This is a genomic window from Vibrio sp. 1CM8B, assembly GCF_023161685.1.
GTDB classification, from domain to species: domain Bacteria; phylum Pseudomonadota; class Gammaproteobacteria; order Enterobacterales; family Vibrionaceae; genus Vibrio; species Vibrio coralliirubri.
Window position 1 is genome coordinate 1 of sequence record NZ_JALNTU010000009.1, and the last position, 15,399, is coordinate 15,399.

15 protein-coding genes, 1 tRNA gene and 1 other annotated feature are annotated in these 15,399 nt (G+C 44.9%); of the genes, 8 read left to right on the plus strand and 8 right to left on the minus strand.

Going from position 1 to position 15,399, the window contains the following annotated elements:
- Nucleotide 1: 1 nt before the first annotated feature.
- The 4 genes from MSG36_RS16775 to uvrY form a co-directional block, all read right to left on the minus strand.
- A tRNA-Cys gene (locus MSG36_RS16775) sits at nt 2-75 on the minus strand.
- A 266-nt stretch (nt 76-341) separates the two neighbouring features.
- Nucleotides 342-899, minus strand: coding sequence for a CDP-diacylglycerol--glycerol-3-phosphate 3-phosphatidyltransferase (gene pgsA, locus MSG36_RS16780; protein WP_017061490.1), 558 nt, complete (start codon nt 897-899; stop codon nt 342-344).
- A 46-nt stretch (nt 900-945) separates the two neighbouring features.
- Complete coding sequence (uvrC, locus tag MSG36_RS16785; protein ID WP_157367454.1) at nt 946-2,778, minus strand: excinuclease ABC subunit UvrC; 1,833 nt, start codon at nt 2,776-2,778, stop codon at nt 946-948.
- A 15-nt stretch (nt 2,779-2,793) separates the two neighbouring features.
- Nucleotides 2,794-3,438 (minus strand): UvrY/SirA/GacA family response regulator transcription factor, encoded by a 645-nt coding sequence (gene uvrY / locus MSG36_RS16790; protein WP_004729778.1) that lies wholly within the window; start codon nt 3,436-3,438, stop codon nt 2,794-2,796.
- A 426-nt stretch (nt 3,439-3,864) separates the two neighbouring features.
- On the opposite strand from uvrY, the gene MSG36_RS16795 reads away from it, so the two are divergent.
- On the plus strand, nt 3,865-6,228 hold the full coding sequence (locus tag MSG36_RS16795; RefSeq protein WP_248368899.1) for a DNA polymerase II: 2,364 nt from the start codon (nt 3,865-3,867) through the stop codon (nt 6,226-6,228).
- Between the two features lie 92 nt (nt 6,229-6,320).
- Here the strand turns inward: MSG36_RS16795 and MSG36_RS16800 are convergent, their stop codons facing one another.
- The gene (locus MSG36_RS16800) at nt 6,321-7,088 is read right to left on the minus strand and encodes a nucleotidyltransferase domain-containing protein (protein WP_248368901.1); all 768 of its coding nucleotides are present in this window, start codon (nt 7,086-7,088) and stop codon (nt 6,321-6,323) included.
- A gap of 137 nt (nt 7,089-7,225) precedes the next feature.
- On the opposite strand from MSG36_RS16800, the gene yeiP reads away from it, so the two are divergent.
- From yeiP to MSG36_RS16815, 3 genes are all read left to right on the plus strand, one after another.
- Nucleotides 7,226-7,795 (plus strand): elongation factor P-like protein YeiP, encoded by a 570-nt coding sequence (gene yeiP, locus MSG36_RS16805; RefSeq protein WP_017055115.1) that lies wholly within the window; start codon nt 7,226-7,228, stop codon nt 7,793-7,795.
- Nucleotides 7,796-7,805: 10 nt separating this feature from the next.
- On the plus strand, nt 7,806-8,135 hold the full coding sequence (locus tag MSG36_RS16810) for an HI1450 family dsDNA-mimic protein (protein ID WP_004741258.1): 330 nt from the start codon (nt 7,806-7,808) through the stop codon (nt 8,133-8,135).
- Between the two features lie 147 nt (nt 8,136-8,282).
- Entirely contained in the window at nt 8,283-8,765 is a 483-nt protein-coding gene (locus MSG36_RS16815) for an RNA methyltransferase (protein WP_017061495.1), read from the plus strand.
- A 239-nt stretch (nt 8,766-9,004) separates the two neighbouring features.
- Here the strand turns inward: MSG36_RS16815 and rluB are convergent, their stop codons facing one another.
- From rluB to MSG36_RS16830, 3 genes are all read right to left on the minus strand, one after another.
- Complete coding sequence (gene rluB / locus MSG36_RS16820) at nt 9,005-10,039, minus strand: 23S rRNA pseudouridine(2605) synthase RluB (RefSeq protein ID WP_017055112.1); 1,035 nt, start codon at nt 10,037-10,039, stop codon at nt 9,005-9,007.
- A 159-nt stretch (nt 10,040-10,198) separates the two neighbouring features.
- Nucleotides 10,199-10,819, minus strand: coding sequence for an L-threonylcarbamoyladenylate synthase (locus tag MSG36_RS16825; protein WP_009848751.1), 621 nt, complete (start codon nt 10,817-10,819; stop codon nt 10,199-10,201).
- Between the two features lie 62 nt (nt 10,820-10,881).
- Nucleotides 10,882-11,736 carry a PHP domain-containing protein gene (locus tag MSG36_RS16830; protein ID WP_248368903.1) on the minus strand — a complete coding sequence of 285 codons (855 nt, stop codon included), beginning with the start codon at nt 11,734-11,736 and terminating at the stop codon, nt 10,882-10,884.
- A gap of 120 nt (nt 11,737-11,856) precedes the next feature.
- Here MSG36_RS16830 and MSG36_RS16835 point away from each other — a divergent pair, with 120 nt between their 5' ends.
- From MSG36_RS16835 to trpD, 4 genes are all read left to right on the plus strand, one after another.
- Nucleotides 11,857-11,982 (plus strand): trp operon leader peptide, encoded by a 126-nt coding sequence (locus tag MSG36_RS16835; protein WP_009848753.1) that lies wholly within the window; start codon nt 11,857-11,859, stop codon nt 11,980-11,982.
- Nucleotides 11,929-12,043 (plus strand) — a sequence feature (Trp leader region). Its footprint overlaps the gene before it by 54 nt.
- 125 nt (nt 12,044-12,168) lie before the next feature.
- Nucleotides 12,169-13,758 carry an anthranilate synthase component 1 gene (locus MSG36_RS16840; protein ID WP_248368905.1) on the plus strand — a complete coding sequence of 530 codons (1,590 nt, stop codon included), beginning with the start codon at nt 12,169-12,171 and terminating at the stop codon, nt 13,756-13,758.
- A gap of 2 nt (nt 13,759-13,760) precedes the next feature.
- A complete protein-coding gene (locus tag MSG36_RS16845) occupies nt 13,761-14,369 on the plus strand; it encodes an aminodeoxychorismate/anthranilate synthase component II (RefSeq protein ID WP_248368907.1) in 609 nt (202 codons plus the stop codon).
- Between the two features lie 9 nt (nt 14,370-14,378).
- Nucleotides 14,379-15,374 carry an anthranilate phosphoribosyltransferase gene (trpD, locus tag MSG36_RS16850; RefSeq protein ID WP_050651477.1) on the plus strand — a complete coding sequence of 332 codons (996 nt, stop codon included), beginning with the start codon at nt 14,379-14,381 and terminating at the stop codon, nt 15,372-15,374.
- Nucleotides 15,375-15,399: the final 25 nt, after the last annotated feature.

A 15,399-nucleotide genomic window follows, 5' to 3' on the forward strand; every position in this document is an offset into this window, starting at 1 on the left:
ATGGAGGCGCCTCCCGGAGTCGAACCGAGGTCCACGGATTTGCAATCCGCTGCATAGCCACTCTGCCAAGGCGCCTTAGTAACTCCAATCGAATCGCTCATTGCCATCCTCTTGGGTACGGGATGCATTCTACGGATTCAGACGATTGAGTCAATATTATTTTTGTATTTTTAATTCGTTTGAATAGATTTCATACGAAACAGGCCAAATAGCTGACTTTATGTTCAAAACACACGGTGAGCGGGTTATTCAAAGGAGATCTATATCACATTATATATCCACTATTGATAACTTAACCTTAGGTTAAAGATCAAAAAAGCGAGCCTCAGCTCGCTTCTTCATCAATGATGTTTTTCGTCTAACAAATCGTCTTTGGCGGCCATCAAGTATTGTGCCATTGACCAGTAAGTAAGTACGGTTGCGACATAGAGCGCAATGTATCCGACCCATACCATCCAATCGTCATAGCGCCAGATAAGTACCCAAAGGGCGAACATCTGAGAAACCGTTTTTACTTTACCAACCCAAGATACCGCAACACTTGCACGTTTACCGATTTCAGCCATCCATTCACGAAGCGCTGAAATGATGATCTCACGAGCAATCATAGTCACGGCTGGGATAGTTATCCAAATCGAGTGGTAATGCTCAGTAATCAGGATAAGAGCCGTAGCGACCAACACTTTGTCAGCCACAGGGTCAATGAAGGCACCAAAGCGAGACGTTTGCCCTAACTTACGAGCTAGCATGCCATCTAGCCAATCAGTGAAACCTGCTACCCAAAACACCATCGCAGCAGCGAAAGGAGCCCATTGATAAGGTAGATAGAAAACGACAACGAATACTGGGATCAAAAATAGTCTCAGTAAGGACAAAATGTTAGGTATATTCAAACGCATATTATTGGGCTCTTATTAATTGCGCTTTAATGGTGCGGGATTTTTACTATTGTTTCAATGCTTGATAAATGTTTTCTGCCAAAGAATGACTAATGCCCGGCACTTTGGCTATTTCTTCGACAGTTGCACGCTTAAGTTCTTGTAAGCCACCCATATATTTCAGCAAAGCTTGACGACGTTTGGGCCCTACCCCTTCAATTCCTTCCAAAGCACTGGTTCTGCGCGTTTTACCACGTTTCGCCCTGTGCCCTGCAATCGCATGATTATGGCTTTCATCACGAATGTGTTGGATAAGGTGCAGTGCTGGCGCATCGCTAGGTAAGTTAAATTCTTCACCTTCAAGGGTTACTAAGGTCTCTAAACCCGGTTTACGCGTTACCCCTTTCGCAATACCCATCATTCTTGGTCTAAACGGCCAATCTCCCCAATATTTAGAAATGATCTCATGAGCACGGTTTAACTGACCTTTACCACCATCGATAAAGATGATGTCTGGGATCTTGTCGACATCAAGTTGCTTCGAATAACGTCTCTCAAGCGCCTGAGCCATCGCTGCATAATCATCACCACCTGTAATGCCGGTGATGTTGTAACGACGGTACTCCGGTTTCACCGGACCTTCTTGATTGAATACCACACACGACGCAATCGTGCTTTCACCCATGGTATGACTGATATCGAAACATTCCATGCGCTTGATAGCATCCATCGACAACACTTCTTGAAGCTCTTTGAAGCGCTGATTAATTGTCATCTTGTGATTAATCTTGGTAGTAATAGCCGTCAATGCATTGGTATTCGACAATTTAAGGTAACGACCTCGGGTACCTGAAGGGTTGGTATTGAAGTGGATCTTACGACCCGCCACTTCACACAAGGCTTCTTGAATCGGTGTGACATCTTCCATCAAATCGGCATTGAGAATCAAACGAGTTGGAATCGTTCTCGCTTCATTATGTGCAAGATAATATTGGCTTAAAAAGCTCGAAAAGACCTCTTCTCGCACTGTATTGTTTGGAATTTTAGGGAAGTGGCTTCTACTGCCTAAAACCTTGCCTTGGCGAATCATCAAGATATGAATACACGCTACGCCATTCTCTTGAGCAAATCCCAACACATCCATATCTTCCATTGAATCGTCAGATACGTATTGTTGTTCTTGCACGCGTCGAATCGCTTGGATTTGGTCACGGAAAGCAGCAGCTTGCTCAAAGCGAAGCTCACGGCTTGCTGTGTCCATTTTGTCGATAAGCGTCTCAAGGACTAATTTGTCTTTCCCTTGCAGGAATAGACGAACGTAATCGATAAGTTCACTGTACTCTTCATCAGAGATAATTGAGCTGACACAAGGCGCGGCACAACGACCAATCTGATACATCAAACACGGGCGCGTTCTGTTGGCATAAACGGTATCTTCACACTGGCGGGCAGGGAAAATCTTTTGGATTAGGTGTAGCGTCTCACGCACAGCGCCGGAATCAGGGTAAGGACCAAAGTATTCGCCCTTTTTCTTCTTAGCACCACGGTGCATCGACAAACGAGGATGCTTGTGACCGCTAATAAAAATATAAGGGTACGACTTATCATCACGCAAAAGTACGTTGTATTTAGGCAAGTACTGCTTGATGTAGTTGTGCTCAAGAATGAGCGCTTCTGTTTCCGTGTGCGTTACAGTGACATCGATCTTGTCAATATTACTGACTAGAGCGCGTGTTTTTTCACTGTCGACTTTTTTACGGAAATAACTGGAAAGGCGTTTTTTGAGGTTCTTAGCTTTACCGACGTAAATAACGACAGCCTCGGCGTTATACATTCGATAAACGCCGGGCTGCTCTGTTACTGTCTTGAGGAATGAGACTGAGTCAAACAAGTTGGTCACTATACGATCTCAGTGTTAAAGGGTCTCAGTGTCTAACATTCCATGTCTAATCGCTAAATGCGTCAGCTCTACATCGCCACTGATATCCAGCTTACTGAACAAGCGGTAGCGGTAACTGTTGACTGTTTTAGGACTTAGATTGAGTTGTTCTGAAATATCCGTCACTTTCTGACCTTTGGTAATCATCATCATGATTTGAAGTTCACGTTCAGATAAGTCTGCGAATGGATTTTCAGACGCGGGCGAGAATTGGCTCAAAGCCATCTGCTGCGCAATTTCTGGTGAAATGTATCGTTGGCCACTATTAACCACTCGAATTGCATTTACCATTTCATCCGGACCTGCCCCTTTAGTAAGGTAACCAGCAGCTCCAGCTTGCATCACTTTAGTTGGAAACGGATTTTCCGTATGAACAGTTAAAACGATGATTTTAACATCAGGGTTGAAACGCAAGATCTTCTTGGTTGCTTCTAAACCACCAATACCAGGCATATTCATATCCATCAAAATAACGTCAGTATTGTTAGTACGACACCATTTTGCAGCATCTTCACCGCTTTCAGCTTCCCCTGCTACGTTCATTCCACGGACGTCTTCAATAATACGTCGTATCCCTGTGCGAACCAGCTCGTGATCATCTACAAGGAAAACATTTATCAAACTTGTATCTCCACACTATTAATTGGCTCTGCAACCACTGTGTCGTTTCATCTGTTTGAAACAATTGAACAAAGAAACAGTGGATCGCAGCATTGAGTACATCTTAACTTAATTACTAAAAAAAAGCTCTGTTGAATATGTGCTGAAACACGAACTTTAGCAAGTACTTATTAACAAATAAGCTAACTAAAACAACAAGCTTTTTCTAAAAATCAACCAGTTAAAACAACACCCAATAAAATTACATAAGATAAAGATATTTTCAATACCATTGAATAACCATTCGCGACAATTTCACTTATTTGCTTATAGAGTCCCGTTATTCGCCTCTACTAACTAGAATTTAGTTAGTATTTTTACTGCCTATTGTGCGCTGAGGTCCGCTAGATGGTAGTATTCGATTCCCCATTTCAATAGGTTACTACATTGGATATTCAGCAAGGCTTTGTACTCACAAGACAAGCAAGAGATTTTTCAGGGCGCACACAAATCGACTTGTGGTTAAGCACCCCTCAAGGCCCTACTCTGCTGACGATTCAAAATGAAAAACCTGTATTTTTTGTTGCTCAATCTGACGTTGAAGCATGTCAGGCAATCGCAACGAAAGAGTCGATCGATTGCCAATTTAAGCCTCTAGAATTAGCCACATTCGAGCAAACACCTCTCGCCGCGTGTTACACCTCACTGTCGAGAAGTAGCTTTGGTTTAGCGCAAGCCTTTCACAACGAAGAAATCCAAACCTTTGAAAGCGACATTCGACTCGCCGATCGATTCTTGATGGAACGCTTTATCAAGGGAAGTATTGAGTTCACTGGATCTGCAACGCAAAAAAATCAGCATCGTCGAGTCTCAAATGCGAAATGCCGAGCAGGTGATTACTTACCCAATCTATCTGTGGTCTCGCTTGATATTGAGTGTTCAGAAAAAGGCGTGCTTTATTCAATTGGCCTAGACAGCCCGATGGACAGCCGAGTAATCATGGTCGGCGAAGCACAACAAGCTGAAACCAATATCCAATGGGTTGCCAACGAGAAAGCGCTACTTGAAGCCATGATAGCTTGGTTCTCTGAATTTGACCCTGACATCATCATTGGTTGGAACGTTATCGACTTCGATTTTAGGCTGCTGCACAAACGTTCAGAATGGAACGAAGTGAAGCTCAACATCGGCAGAGACAATCAACCAAGCTTTTTCCGCAGTTCTGCTCAAAATCAACAAGGTTTTATCACGATTCCGGGGCGCGTTGTCTTGGATGGTATCGATATGCTCAAGACAGCGACCTACCACTTCCGTTCTTGGTCGCTTGAGTCGATATCACAAGAACTGCTTAGTGAAGGCAAAGACATCCATAACGTTCACGACCGTATGGATGAGATAAACCGAATGTTTAAGTTCGATAAACCTTCACTCGCCAAGTACAACCTTCAAGACTGCGTACTGGTAAACCGCATCTTCGAGCACACTCACCTACTCGACTTCGCGATTGAGCGCTCTAGATTAACCGGTGTTGAGTTGGACCGCGTTGGTGGCTCTGTTGCTGCCTTTACTAACTTATATCTGCCTCAAATCCACAGAGCGGGTTATGTCGCACCGAACTTAGAGCCAGAGAATTGGATTGCGAGCCCCGGTGGTTATGTGATGGATTCAATTCCCAATCTGTACGACTCGGTTTTGGTACTCGATTTTAAGAGCCTGTATCCATCGATCATTCGCTCGTTTCTGATTGACCCTATGGGACTTATTGAAGGGTTGAAGCTTGAACTAGGCCCAGCAGAAGACCAAGCCGTTGATGGCTTTCGAGGTGGTCAATTCCACCGTTCTAAACACTTCTTGCCCGAGATGATCGAAAACCTTTGGGCTGCACGTGATGTGGCGAAGAAGAACAACGAGAAAGCGTTCTCTCAGGCGATTAAGATCATCATGAACTCGTTTTATGGTGTGTTAGGTTCATCTGGTTGTCGCTTCTTTGATACTCGCCTAGCCTCATCGATCACCATGCGTGGGCATGAAATCATGAAGCAAACCAAAGTGCTTATCGAGGACAAAGGCTATCAAGTGATTTACGGCGATACCGATTCAACCTTCGTGTCTCTGAACGGCAGTTATGATCAGCAAAAAGCAGACGAGATAGGGAATGAACTGGTCGCTTACATCAACGATTGGTGGACGAATCACTTAAAAGAGACCCACAACCTAACCTCAATACTCGAACTGGAATACGAGACTCACTATCGCAAGTTTCTAATGCCAACGATTAGAGGTTCAGAAACCGGCTCGAAGAAACGTTATGCCGGATTAATCACTCAAGGCGACAAAGAAAAGATTATCTTTAAAGGGCTTGAGAGTGCACGCACCGATTGGACACCACTCGCCCAGCAATTTCAACAAACCTTGTATGAGATGGTGTTTCACGACCAAGATCCGACCGACTATGTCAGACAGTTTGTTGATGAAACCTCTGCTGGCAAGCATGATGATTTATTGGTGTATCAAAAGCGCTTACGCCGCAAATTACACGAATACCAAAAGAACATTCCACCGCAGGTTCGCGCAGCTCGAATGGCCGACGAGATCAATGCTCAGTTAGGACGCCCTCTTCAATACCAAAACAAAGGACGTATCGAGTATTTGATTACTCTGAGTGGCCCTGAGCCCAAAGAGTATTTAAAGAGTGGTATCGATTATCAGCACTATATCGACAAGCAGATTAAACCGGTCGCAGAGGCAATCCTGCCCTTCATCGGTTTAGATTTTGAAAGAGTCAGTGGGCAGCAGTTGGGGTTGTTCTAGCACTATTTTAATATGCCCTTTAAACGAAAAAAGCAGAGACATGCTCTTCAGCACGATCTGCTTTTTAGTATCAATTAACCAGTTATAAACCTCTATCCAATTCTGAATTCGGTTTTCTGATACTGCTTAATCAACCACTCACCAAAGCCATCAAGAATACCGATAACCGAACGTTTCGGAATCGCTCTTCCAGAAAGTAAGATGCCCAGTCGTTGAATTTCAACTTCCCTATCAGGGTGATACTTCAAGAACTGTTGACCACATTCGACAGGATCATCAAACCAATACTTATCGCGGTACATCACCAAAGAGTAGCTCGCTCTTAGCAGCTTCTTGGCAATGATTACTTGCGCGGCCACTTGTTGTTCTGGCGTCGTTGCTCGTGCGATCTTGTTGCGATACACCGCTAACCAGTTTTCAGCATCCATATTCCAGTGCTTAGCAATTTCCCAACTCGTTTCAAAATCACCATAGCAATCCGATAAATCTTCACCATGCACACACACGGCCAAATGCTTGAGCATAAAGCCCCATGTGAAGATGTTGTCGAAGTCGACTATCTCGCTCACTAAGGTGGTTTTAATTGCCACTTGAGTGACCTGCGGGAAGCTTTTTTGGAAGCGCCATTTAATGGTGTTTAACAGCGTGGTTCGTTGTTTAGGAAACGGGCGGTGTGTCACCACAACCACATCTAGATTGGAGCGACCGACGACGGCTTGCTTGCGAGCGACACTGCCATAAATATAGACACTGTGTAAATTAGAACCTAACCCACCTTTTAAGAAGGTAATCAGATCGTTAACTACAGGTTGGAATTCAGGTTGAAAAGGCTGTGTTGGGTCAATAACAGGTAGCTGCATAGGTCGTTTCGGCAAATAAAATCATGATTTAACTGTGACTCTATGATCGCTTAGGTGACTTTATGATTCAAGCTATTCCTATTTATAGCATCTCCGAGATATAATCAGCGAATAGACCCAATAAGGACAAACACAAAATGCCTAGAGCAAGTGAAATTAAAAAAGGTTTTGCTATCACAGTAGAAAGCAAAACAGTGATCGTTAAAGATATCGAAGTAACAACACCAGGCGGCCGTGGCGGCCAAAAAATTTACCGCTTCCGTGGTAACGATGTAGCAACTGGCGTTAAAACTGAAGTTCGCCACAAGGCTGACGAAATCGTTGAAACTATCGACGTAACTAAGCGTGCAGTAATGTTCTCTTACGTTGATGGCAACGAGTACATCTTCATGGACAACGAAGATTACACTCAATTCATCTTCAACGGTGAAACCATCGAAGACGAACTACTGTTCATCAACGAAGAAACTCAAGGTATGTACGCGATCCTTATCGATGGCAACGCTGCAACGCTTGAGCTACCAACATCTGTTGAGCTAGTTATCGAAGAGACTGATCCTTCAATCAAAGGTGCATCAGCGTCTGCTCGTACTAAGCCTGCTCGTCTTTCTACAGGTCTTACTATTCAAGTACCTGAATACATCGCGACTGGCGACAAAGTAGTAGTAAACACTGCTGAACGTAAATACATGAACCGCGCAAGCTAAGATACTTATTATGACCGAAGCTAACGACCTAATGTCTTATGACGACGCAATTGATACTGCATACGACATCTTCCTAGAGATGGCACCTGACAACCTAGAACCTGCAGACGTGATTCTTTTCACGGCTCAGTTTGAAGATCGTGGCGCAGCAGAGCTTGTTGAAACTGGCGATGATTGGGTTGAACATGTTGGCTTTGAAGTCGACAAAGAAATCTACGCTGAAGTGCGCATTGGTCTTGTGAATGAAGCTGATGACGTTCTAGACGACGTATTTGCTCGCATGCTAATCAGCCGTGACCCAGAACATAAGTTCTGTCACATGCTGTGGAAACGTGACTAATACCGCTGTTGACGCTCATCAGCATGAGTAAACAAGTATTCATGTAAGCGAGTTAAAAGTTAGCCGAGCCGATTGCTCGGCTATTTTTATCACGCCATTTCTCATCATGATTACTCACTTTCATCATCAACTTTAGATTCACTGATTATGACCAAAGCAAAAACAGACACACAATCAAAAGGCTATGCCTGCATTGGCCTAGTTAACCCAAAGACGCCTGAAAACGTAGGCTCTGTAATGCGAGCTGCTGGCTGCTACGGCGCCAACTCTGTGTTTTACACTGGCACACGCTACGACCATGCGCGAAAATTCCATACCGACACCAAAGAAAAGCACTTAGCCTTGCCTTTGATTGGTGTTGAAGAGCTGAAAGATATTATTCCAGTAGGCTGCGTGCCGGTTGCTGTTGATCTGATTGAAGGTGCTAAGCCTCTACCTGATTACAAGCACCCACCACGCGCGTTTTACATTTTTGGCCCAGAAGATGGCACGCTAAAGAAAGAGATCACAGATTTCTGTCGTGAGACGATTTACGTTCCGACCAACGGCTGCATGAACCTAGCGGCATCAGTGAATGTTGTGCTTTACGACCGATTGGCGAAAGGCGATAACTTCTCGAATCATAAGTAAATAGAACGAAATACGAGATGCAAAAAGATTTATAGATGCGCGTAAACGAGATAAGAGATACGAAGAGCATGCTTACTGCCGATTGTGGCAGTATGTTTTCGATACTCGGTTACTCGTATCTCGCATCTTTTATTTCTTCTAGACGTAAAAAAACCTGCTCAATGAGCAGGTTTTTTAGTATTCAGTGCTTTTAGCTAATGAAGCTTTACGCGTAAGAACTATAGCAACTACTTAAGTAATTACTGACGTGTTCTTGGCTTAGCTGGTTTAGCCGGACGACCGTTGTTCAGTTTAGGCTTACTTTTGTTAGCCTGAGGTTTGCCTTTGTTTGCAGCTGGAGCGCTACGACCTGAATCAGGTGTTGTAGTACCGCGAGTTGCAGGCTTCTTACGCTTAGTTTGGTTGCTACGGCCTTTTGGTGCGTTTGCACGCTCTTCGTGACGCTTAACAGCACGACGAATTTTTTGGCTACGAGAACGCTCACGCTTACGAGAAGTGTTTGAAGGATCAAGATCCAACAGTGTCTCTTTCTCTGGCTTAAGTTCAACAAGCTCACGCAAGTAGTTAACTTCTTGAAGATCTAGCTCTTTCCAACCGCCACGAGGCAGTTTCTTATCAAGGTAGATATCACCGTAACGTACACGTTTCAGGCGGCTTACTGTTGTTTCTTGTGATTCCCAAAGACGACGAACCTCACGGTTACGACCTTCGTTAATCGCTACGTAGAAAGTATGGTTCATACCTTCACCACCAGCGTAAACCACATCTTCAAAACGAGCCATGCCGTCTTCTAGTTGTACGCCACGAGTAACGTTTTTAACTTTCTGCTCAGTCACTTCACCGAATACACGTACTAGGTACTCACGCTCAACCTGACGGCTTGGGTGCATTAGACGGTTTGCAAGCTCACCATCAGTAGTGAAAAGCAAAAGGCCTGATGTGTTTGCATCAAGACGACCAACTGAAATCCAACGAGAACCACGGATCTTAGGTAGACGATCAAAAACAGTACGGCGGCCTTCAGGATCGTGACGAGTACAAAGCTCACCTTCAGGTTTGTAGTAAGCAAGTACACGACAAACCACTTCTTCAGAAGCCTTGCCTGAAACAGTATGGCCATCGATACGGATCACTGAGTTCTCGTCTTCAAGACGCTCGCCCAGTTTCGCAACTTGACCGTTAACACTTACACGACCAGATTTGATTAAACCTTCTAGTTCACGACGAGAACCGTGACCAGCTCGCGCTAAAACCTTCTGTAATTTTTCGCTCATTTACTCTTTTCTACCTAATTGTCGTCTTCACAGACGTCGAATGAATTTTTCGCGACCAAATCGCGGTCGCGTATTATCGCAAATAACCTGCCAAAAAGCACTTGTTATTTACTGTGGCAGGTTTGCTGTATCGTTACAGACTGTTAATCAGTAAAGCGATTATTCAAACGGCGCAGGATCGCCCGCACCACGACGTAGAACCACGGCATCATCGTCACTGAAGTCAATAACCGTCGTCGGTTGCTCACCTAAGTAACCGCCATTCAAAATGACATCAACCGCATGCTCTAGGCTGTCACGAATTTCTTCTGGATCCGACTCAGTAGTCTCGTTACCCGGAAGAATCAGAGACGTCGACATCAGTGGTTCGCCCATCGCTTCCAACAGGTCGAGTGCAATCTTGTTGTCTGGGACACGAATACCAATCGTTTTACGCTTGGCGTTCATCAAACGCTTTGGTACTTCTTTGGTTGCTTTAAAGATAAACGTGTAAGCACCTGGTGTATGTGCTTTCAGTAGACGGAAAGCCACGTTATCGACGCGTGCATACAGTGATAATTCAGAAAGATCACGACATAACAAGGTGAAGTTATGCTTGTCATCGATGCGACGAATTTTACAGATACGTTCAAGTGCTTGTTTGTTTTCAAGCTGACAGCCCAGCGCATAACCGGAATCTGTTGGATAAACCACAACGCCGCCATTGCGAATAATCGCAACCGCTTGAGTAATTAAGCGTGCTTGTGGGTTATCTGGGTGTACATAAAAAAACTGGCTCATTGTTGATCCTCGTTATCGAATCTCTCGACTCTATCATCAGAAGGAGCTGGCTCACCTAAAGACTATTCAGATGGTGAAACCGTTTGAAACTCCCAATCTTTCCATACTTCTTCGACCCCAGAAGGTAGCCAGAGATTGCGTCCAAGTTCCATCCACGGAGATGGGTAATGGAAATCACTGCCTTGGGAGGCTAATAGTTTGTATTGTATAGCATAATCCGCGAGTGTGCGTCTTTCTTGTTGCGCTTGCTGAGGTTGAGCAACTTCCATCGCATCCCCTTTCGCTTCAACAAATGCCGCTAGCAGGCGCTTAACCCACTTGGCTGTAAGACCATATCGCCCAGGGTGAGCGAGTACGGCTTGTCCACCAGCAGCATGGATAGCCGTGACAGCATCACTCATTGAACACCACGTAGGCGGCACATAACCTGGATTATTGCGAGTAAGAAACTTTTTAAACACCTGCTGCATGGTTTTTGCGTAGCCGTTATCGACTAACCACTTAGCAAAGTGAGCACGAGTAATAGGTGCGTCACCCGCAATCAATTTAACTTCTTCTAGCAACCCTTCACGAGTCGCTTTCTCAAGACGTTGAGCAATCATCTCTGCACGTCCAATACGGTGTTGCTTCTGTTGCTCAATGAGCGCTTTAAGCTCTGGTGACTCAGGATCAACGTTTAACCCAACAATATGGATATCTTTGTTTTGCCAAACAGTCGAAATCTCAATGCCGTTGATCAGCTGAATAGGGAGGTTGTTATCAGCAATATAGTTGCGTGCTTCAGCAAGCCCATCAGTCGTGTCATGATCTGTAATCGCTAGCGCTTCGATGTTAAAGCCAAGCGCTCGGTCAATTAGCTCAGGTGGAGTAAGTCGGCCATCTGAGGCTGTTGTATGACTATGTAGATCAATTCTCATATATTCTTTTTCATTGTTTTCAATTTTTATCGTTATATTTGTGTCAACACACTTGACCCGCAAGCAGAAAACTAGTTAACTAGTACACAAATACGAAGTATCACATTTGATAGGTTCACCATGTTACAAGAATTTAACCAAAACCATAAAGATAAAGTTTTAGAACTTTCTTCAGTAGAAGCAAGTTCAGAGCTTAATTGGTGGCGCACTTGGACAAGTTCTTGGTGGGCTAACGTGTACTTCTAGTTAAACAGTTTGTTTATAAAAAAGTTATCACTAAGCCCGCTTTAATAGCGGGCTTTTTAATTTGTCGAACATCTCACATTCAACTGACTAACAAATCATCGAATTGACCATATTCTAGATTGGGTGAAAGGTATCTTTATGCGACTATGTACGGCAGGAAATTTAAAGAATCATAAAGGAGGTCTTGTGAACAAGGCCATTGAAATCAAAAAGCTGGGAACCATTGAGGTCATCAATTCTTCAGTTCCTTACTCGCAAGATCCAACCAGCGTTTTTCATACTTTGTGTGAAAACAAAACTGATAGTCTTTTGTTGGAATCTGCCGAGATTGAATCTAAACAGAACCTGACAAGCCTACTCCTTATCGACTCTGCTGTTCGCATCGTATGTCGCGGACATGAAGTAACCTTTCAAGCATTGACTGAAAACGGTCAAGCGCTTATCGAACATCTCACTCAAAACGTGAAAGCAGAAATTAAATCTGACCTTACTGATAACGTTTTGACGCTGACTTTTATCGAGCCAAGCAACGAATTAGACGAAGACTCACGCTTAAGAGAAGCGTCTTCATTCGATGCTCTACGTTTAGTTCAGCACAGCTTTGAGCAAGACGCTGATAACAAACACGCGCTATTCATGGCGGGTCTATTCGCTTACGACATCGTGGCAAACTTTGAGCCACTCGGTGATGCTGAAGCAACCAACAATTGTCCTGACTTTGTATTCTACGTAGCTGAAACACTATTACGTTTCGATCACCAAGAGAACGAAGGCCTACTTCACGCGAGCTTGTTCGCTCAAGATGACAGCCTCAAAGCGCAATTGACTGACCGTCTAGCCGACATTCAAACTCAATGTCAGTCACTGAAAGCCATCACAGAAGTAACGCCGTTAGACAACGTTGAAGCAGTACCTAGCGTTTCAGATGAAGACTTCTGCCAAACGGTTCGTGATTTAAAAGAGTACGTAGTTAAAGGCGATGTATTCCAAGTAGTACCTTCACGCCGCTTCACTCTACCTTGCCCTGCTCCATTGGCGGCTTATAAAGAACTCAAACAAAGTAACCCAAGCCCTTACATGTTCTACATGCAAGACGAGCTGTTTACTCTGTTCGGTGCTTCTCCAGAAAGCGCGCTGAAATACGAGACAGAAACCAACCAAATCGAGATCTACCCAATTGCTGGTACTCGTCGTCGTGGTAAGCGCCCTGACGGTCAAATCGATTTCGACCTAGACAGCCGTATCGAGCTAGAACTGCGTAGCGACAAGAAAGAAAACGCCGAGCACATGATGCTAGTCGACCTAGCACGTAACGATGTTGCGCGTATTGCCGAAGCTGGCACTCGCCACGTAGCAGACTTGCTAAAAGTTGACCGCTACAGCCATGTAATGCACTTAGTTTCTCGTGTTGTTGGTCAGCTCCGTGAAGACTTAGATGCTCTACACGCTTACCAAGCTTGTATGAACATGGGTACGCTAACGGGCGCACCAAAAATCCGCGCAATGCAGCTTATTCGTGACGTAGAAAAAACGCGTCGTGGTAGCTACGGTGGTGCAGTCGGTTACCTAACCGGTGAAGGTACTCTGGATACTTGTATCGTAATTCGTTCTGCTTACGTTGAAGATGGCGTGGCACAAGTACAAGCAGGCGCTGGTGTGGTATTCGATTCAGACCCACAAGCAGAAGCCGATGAAACTCGCGGCAAAGCACAAGCGGTCATCTCAGCGATTCAAGCAGCTCATACTAAGAACCTAACAAATAAGAAGGAGTCGTAATCATGGCTGATATTGTATTCATCGATAACTTCGACTCGTTCACTTACAACCTTGTAGACCAGTTCCGTTCATTAGGCCACAGCGTGAAAATTTACCGTAACAACATTCCGGCAAAGGTTGTTGAAGCGGCGATCAACGAACTAGACAACCCTGTTGCACTGCTTTCGCCAGGCCCAGGCGCTCCGGCTGATGCGGGCTGCATGCCTGAACTGATTCAGCTTCTAAAAGGTAAAGTACCAATGATTGGTATTTGCTTAGGCCACCAAGCGATTGTTGAAGCCTACGGCGGCACCGTTGCAGGCGCTGGCGAAATCATTCATGGTAAGGTGTCAATGATGGAACACCAAAACCATGCGACTTACCAAGGCTTACCTTCGCCATTGGCTATCGCTCGCTACCACTCTTTAGTGGCAACGCATGTATCTGATAGCCTAACGGTGACCGCTGAAGTCGATGATTTGGTGATGTCTGTGGTTCAAGAACAAGACAAGGTTTGTGGATTCCAATTCCACCCTGAATCAATTATGACGACCTACGGTGCAACGCTTCTAGCAAACGCTATCGAATGGGCTCTTGAGAAACCTCTTCGCCTTGAGAAGACTGAAAAATAGGAAACGATCATGGAACAGATTAATAAACTTTACGAACAGCAGTCTCTTACTCAAGAAGAAAGCCAACAACTGTTTGATGTGATCATCAAGGGTGAACTAGACCCAATCTTGATGGCTTCTGCGCTGACAGCGCTAAAAATCAAAGGCGAAACGCCCGATGAGATCGCAGGTGCGGCAAAAGCTCTACTTGCGAATGCAAACCCGTTCCCGCGCCCTGATTACGATTTCGCTGACATCGTAGGTACAGGTGGCGACGGTCACAACACCATCAATATCTCGACGACTTCTGCATTTGTTGCCGCAGCGTGTGGCTTAAAAGTCGCGAAGCACGGTAACCGCAGCGTATCGAGCAAATCAGGTTCTTCTGACCTATTGGATTCGTTCGGTATCAATCTAGCAATGACAGCTGAAGATACACGTACGGCTGTTGATGAGCTTGGCGTAGCATTCCTATTTGCTCCGCAGTATCACGTTGGTGTACGTCACGCGATGCCGGTTCGTCAAACAATGAAAACACGCACTATCTTCAACATCCTTGGTCCACTGATTAACCCTGCTCGTCCTAACATCGAGCTAATGGGTGTTTACAGCAAAGAGTTGGTTCGCCCTATCGCAGAAACCATGCTGCAAATGGGCATGAAGCGTGCAGCTGTTGTTCACGGTAGCGGCCTAGATGAAGTGGCTATTCATGGCGAGACCATGGTTGCTGAAATTAAAGATGGCGAGATTCACGAATACACAGTGACACCGGCTGACTTTGGTTTGAACACTCACCCTCTTGAAGCGATTAAGGGTGGCGAGCCAGAAGAGAACAAAGCCATCACAACTGATATCCTGACGGGTAAAGGCACTGATGCTCAAGTTGGCGCAGTGGCAGTCAACGTAGCTCTGCTGATGCGTCTATTTGGTCACGAAGACCTAAAAGCCAACACACAGCAAGCGATTGACGCAATGAACTCTGGCAAAGCGTACGAGCTTGTACAAAAGCTTGCTGCACACGCTTAACGAACGACGAATTGAGACAAAGAAC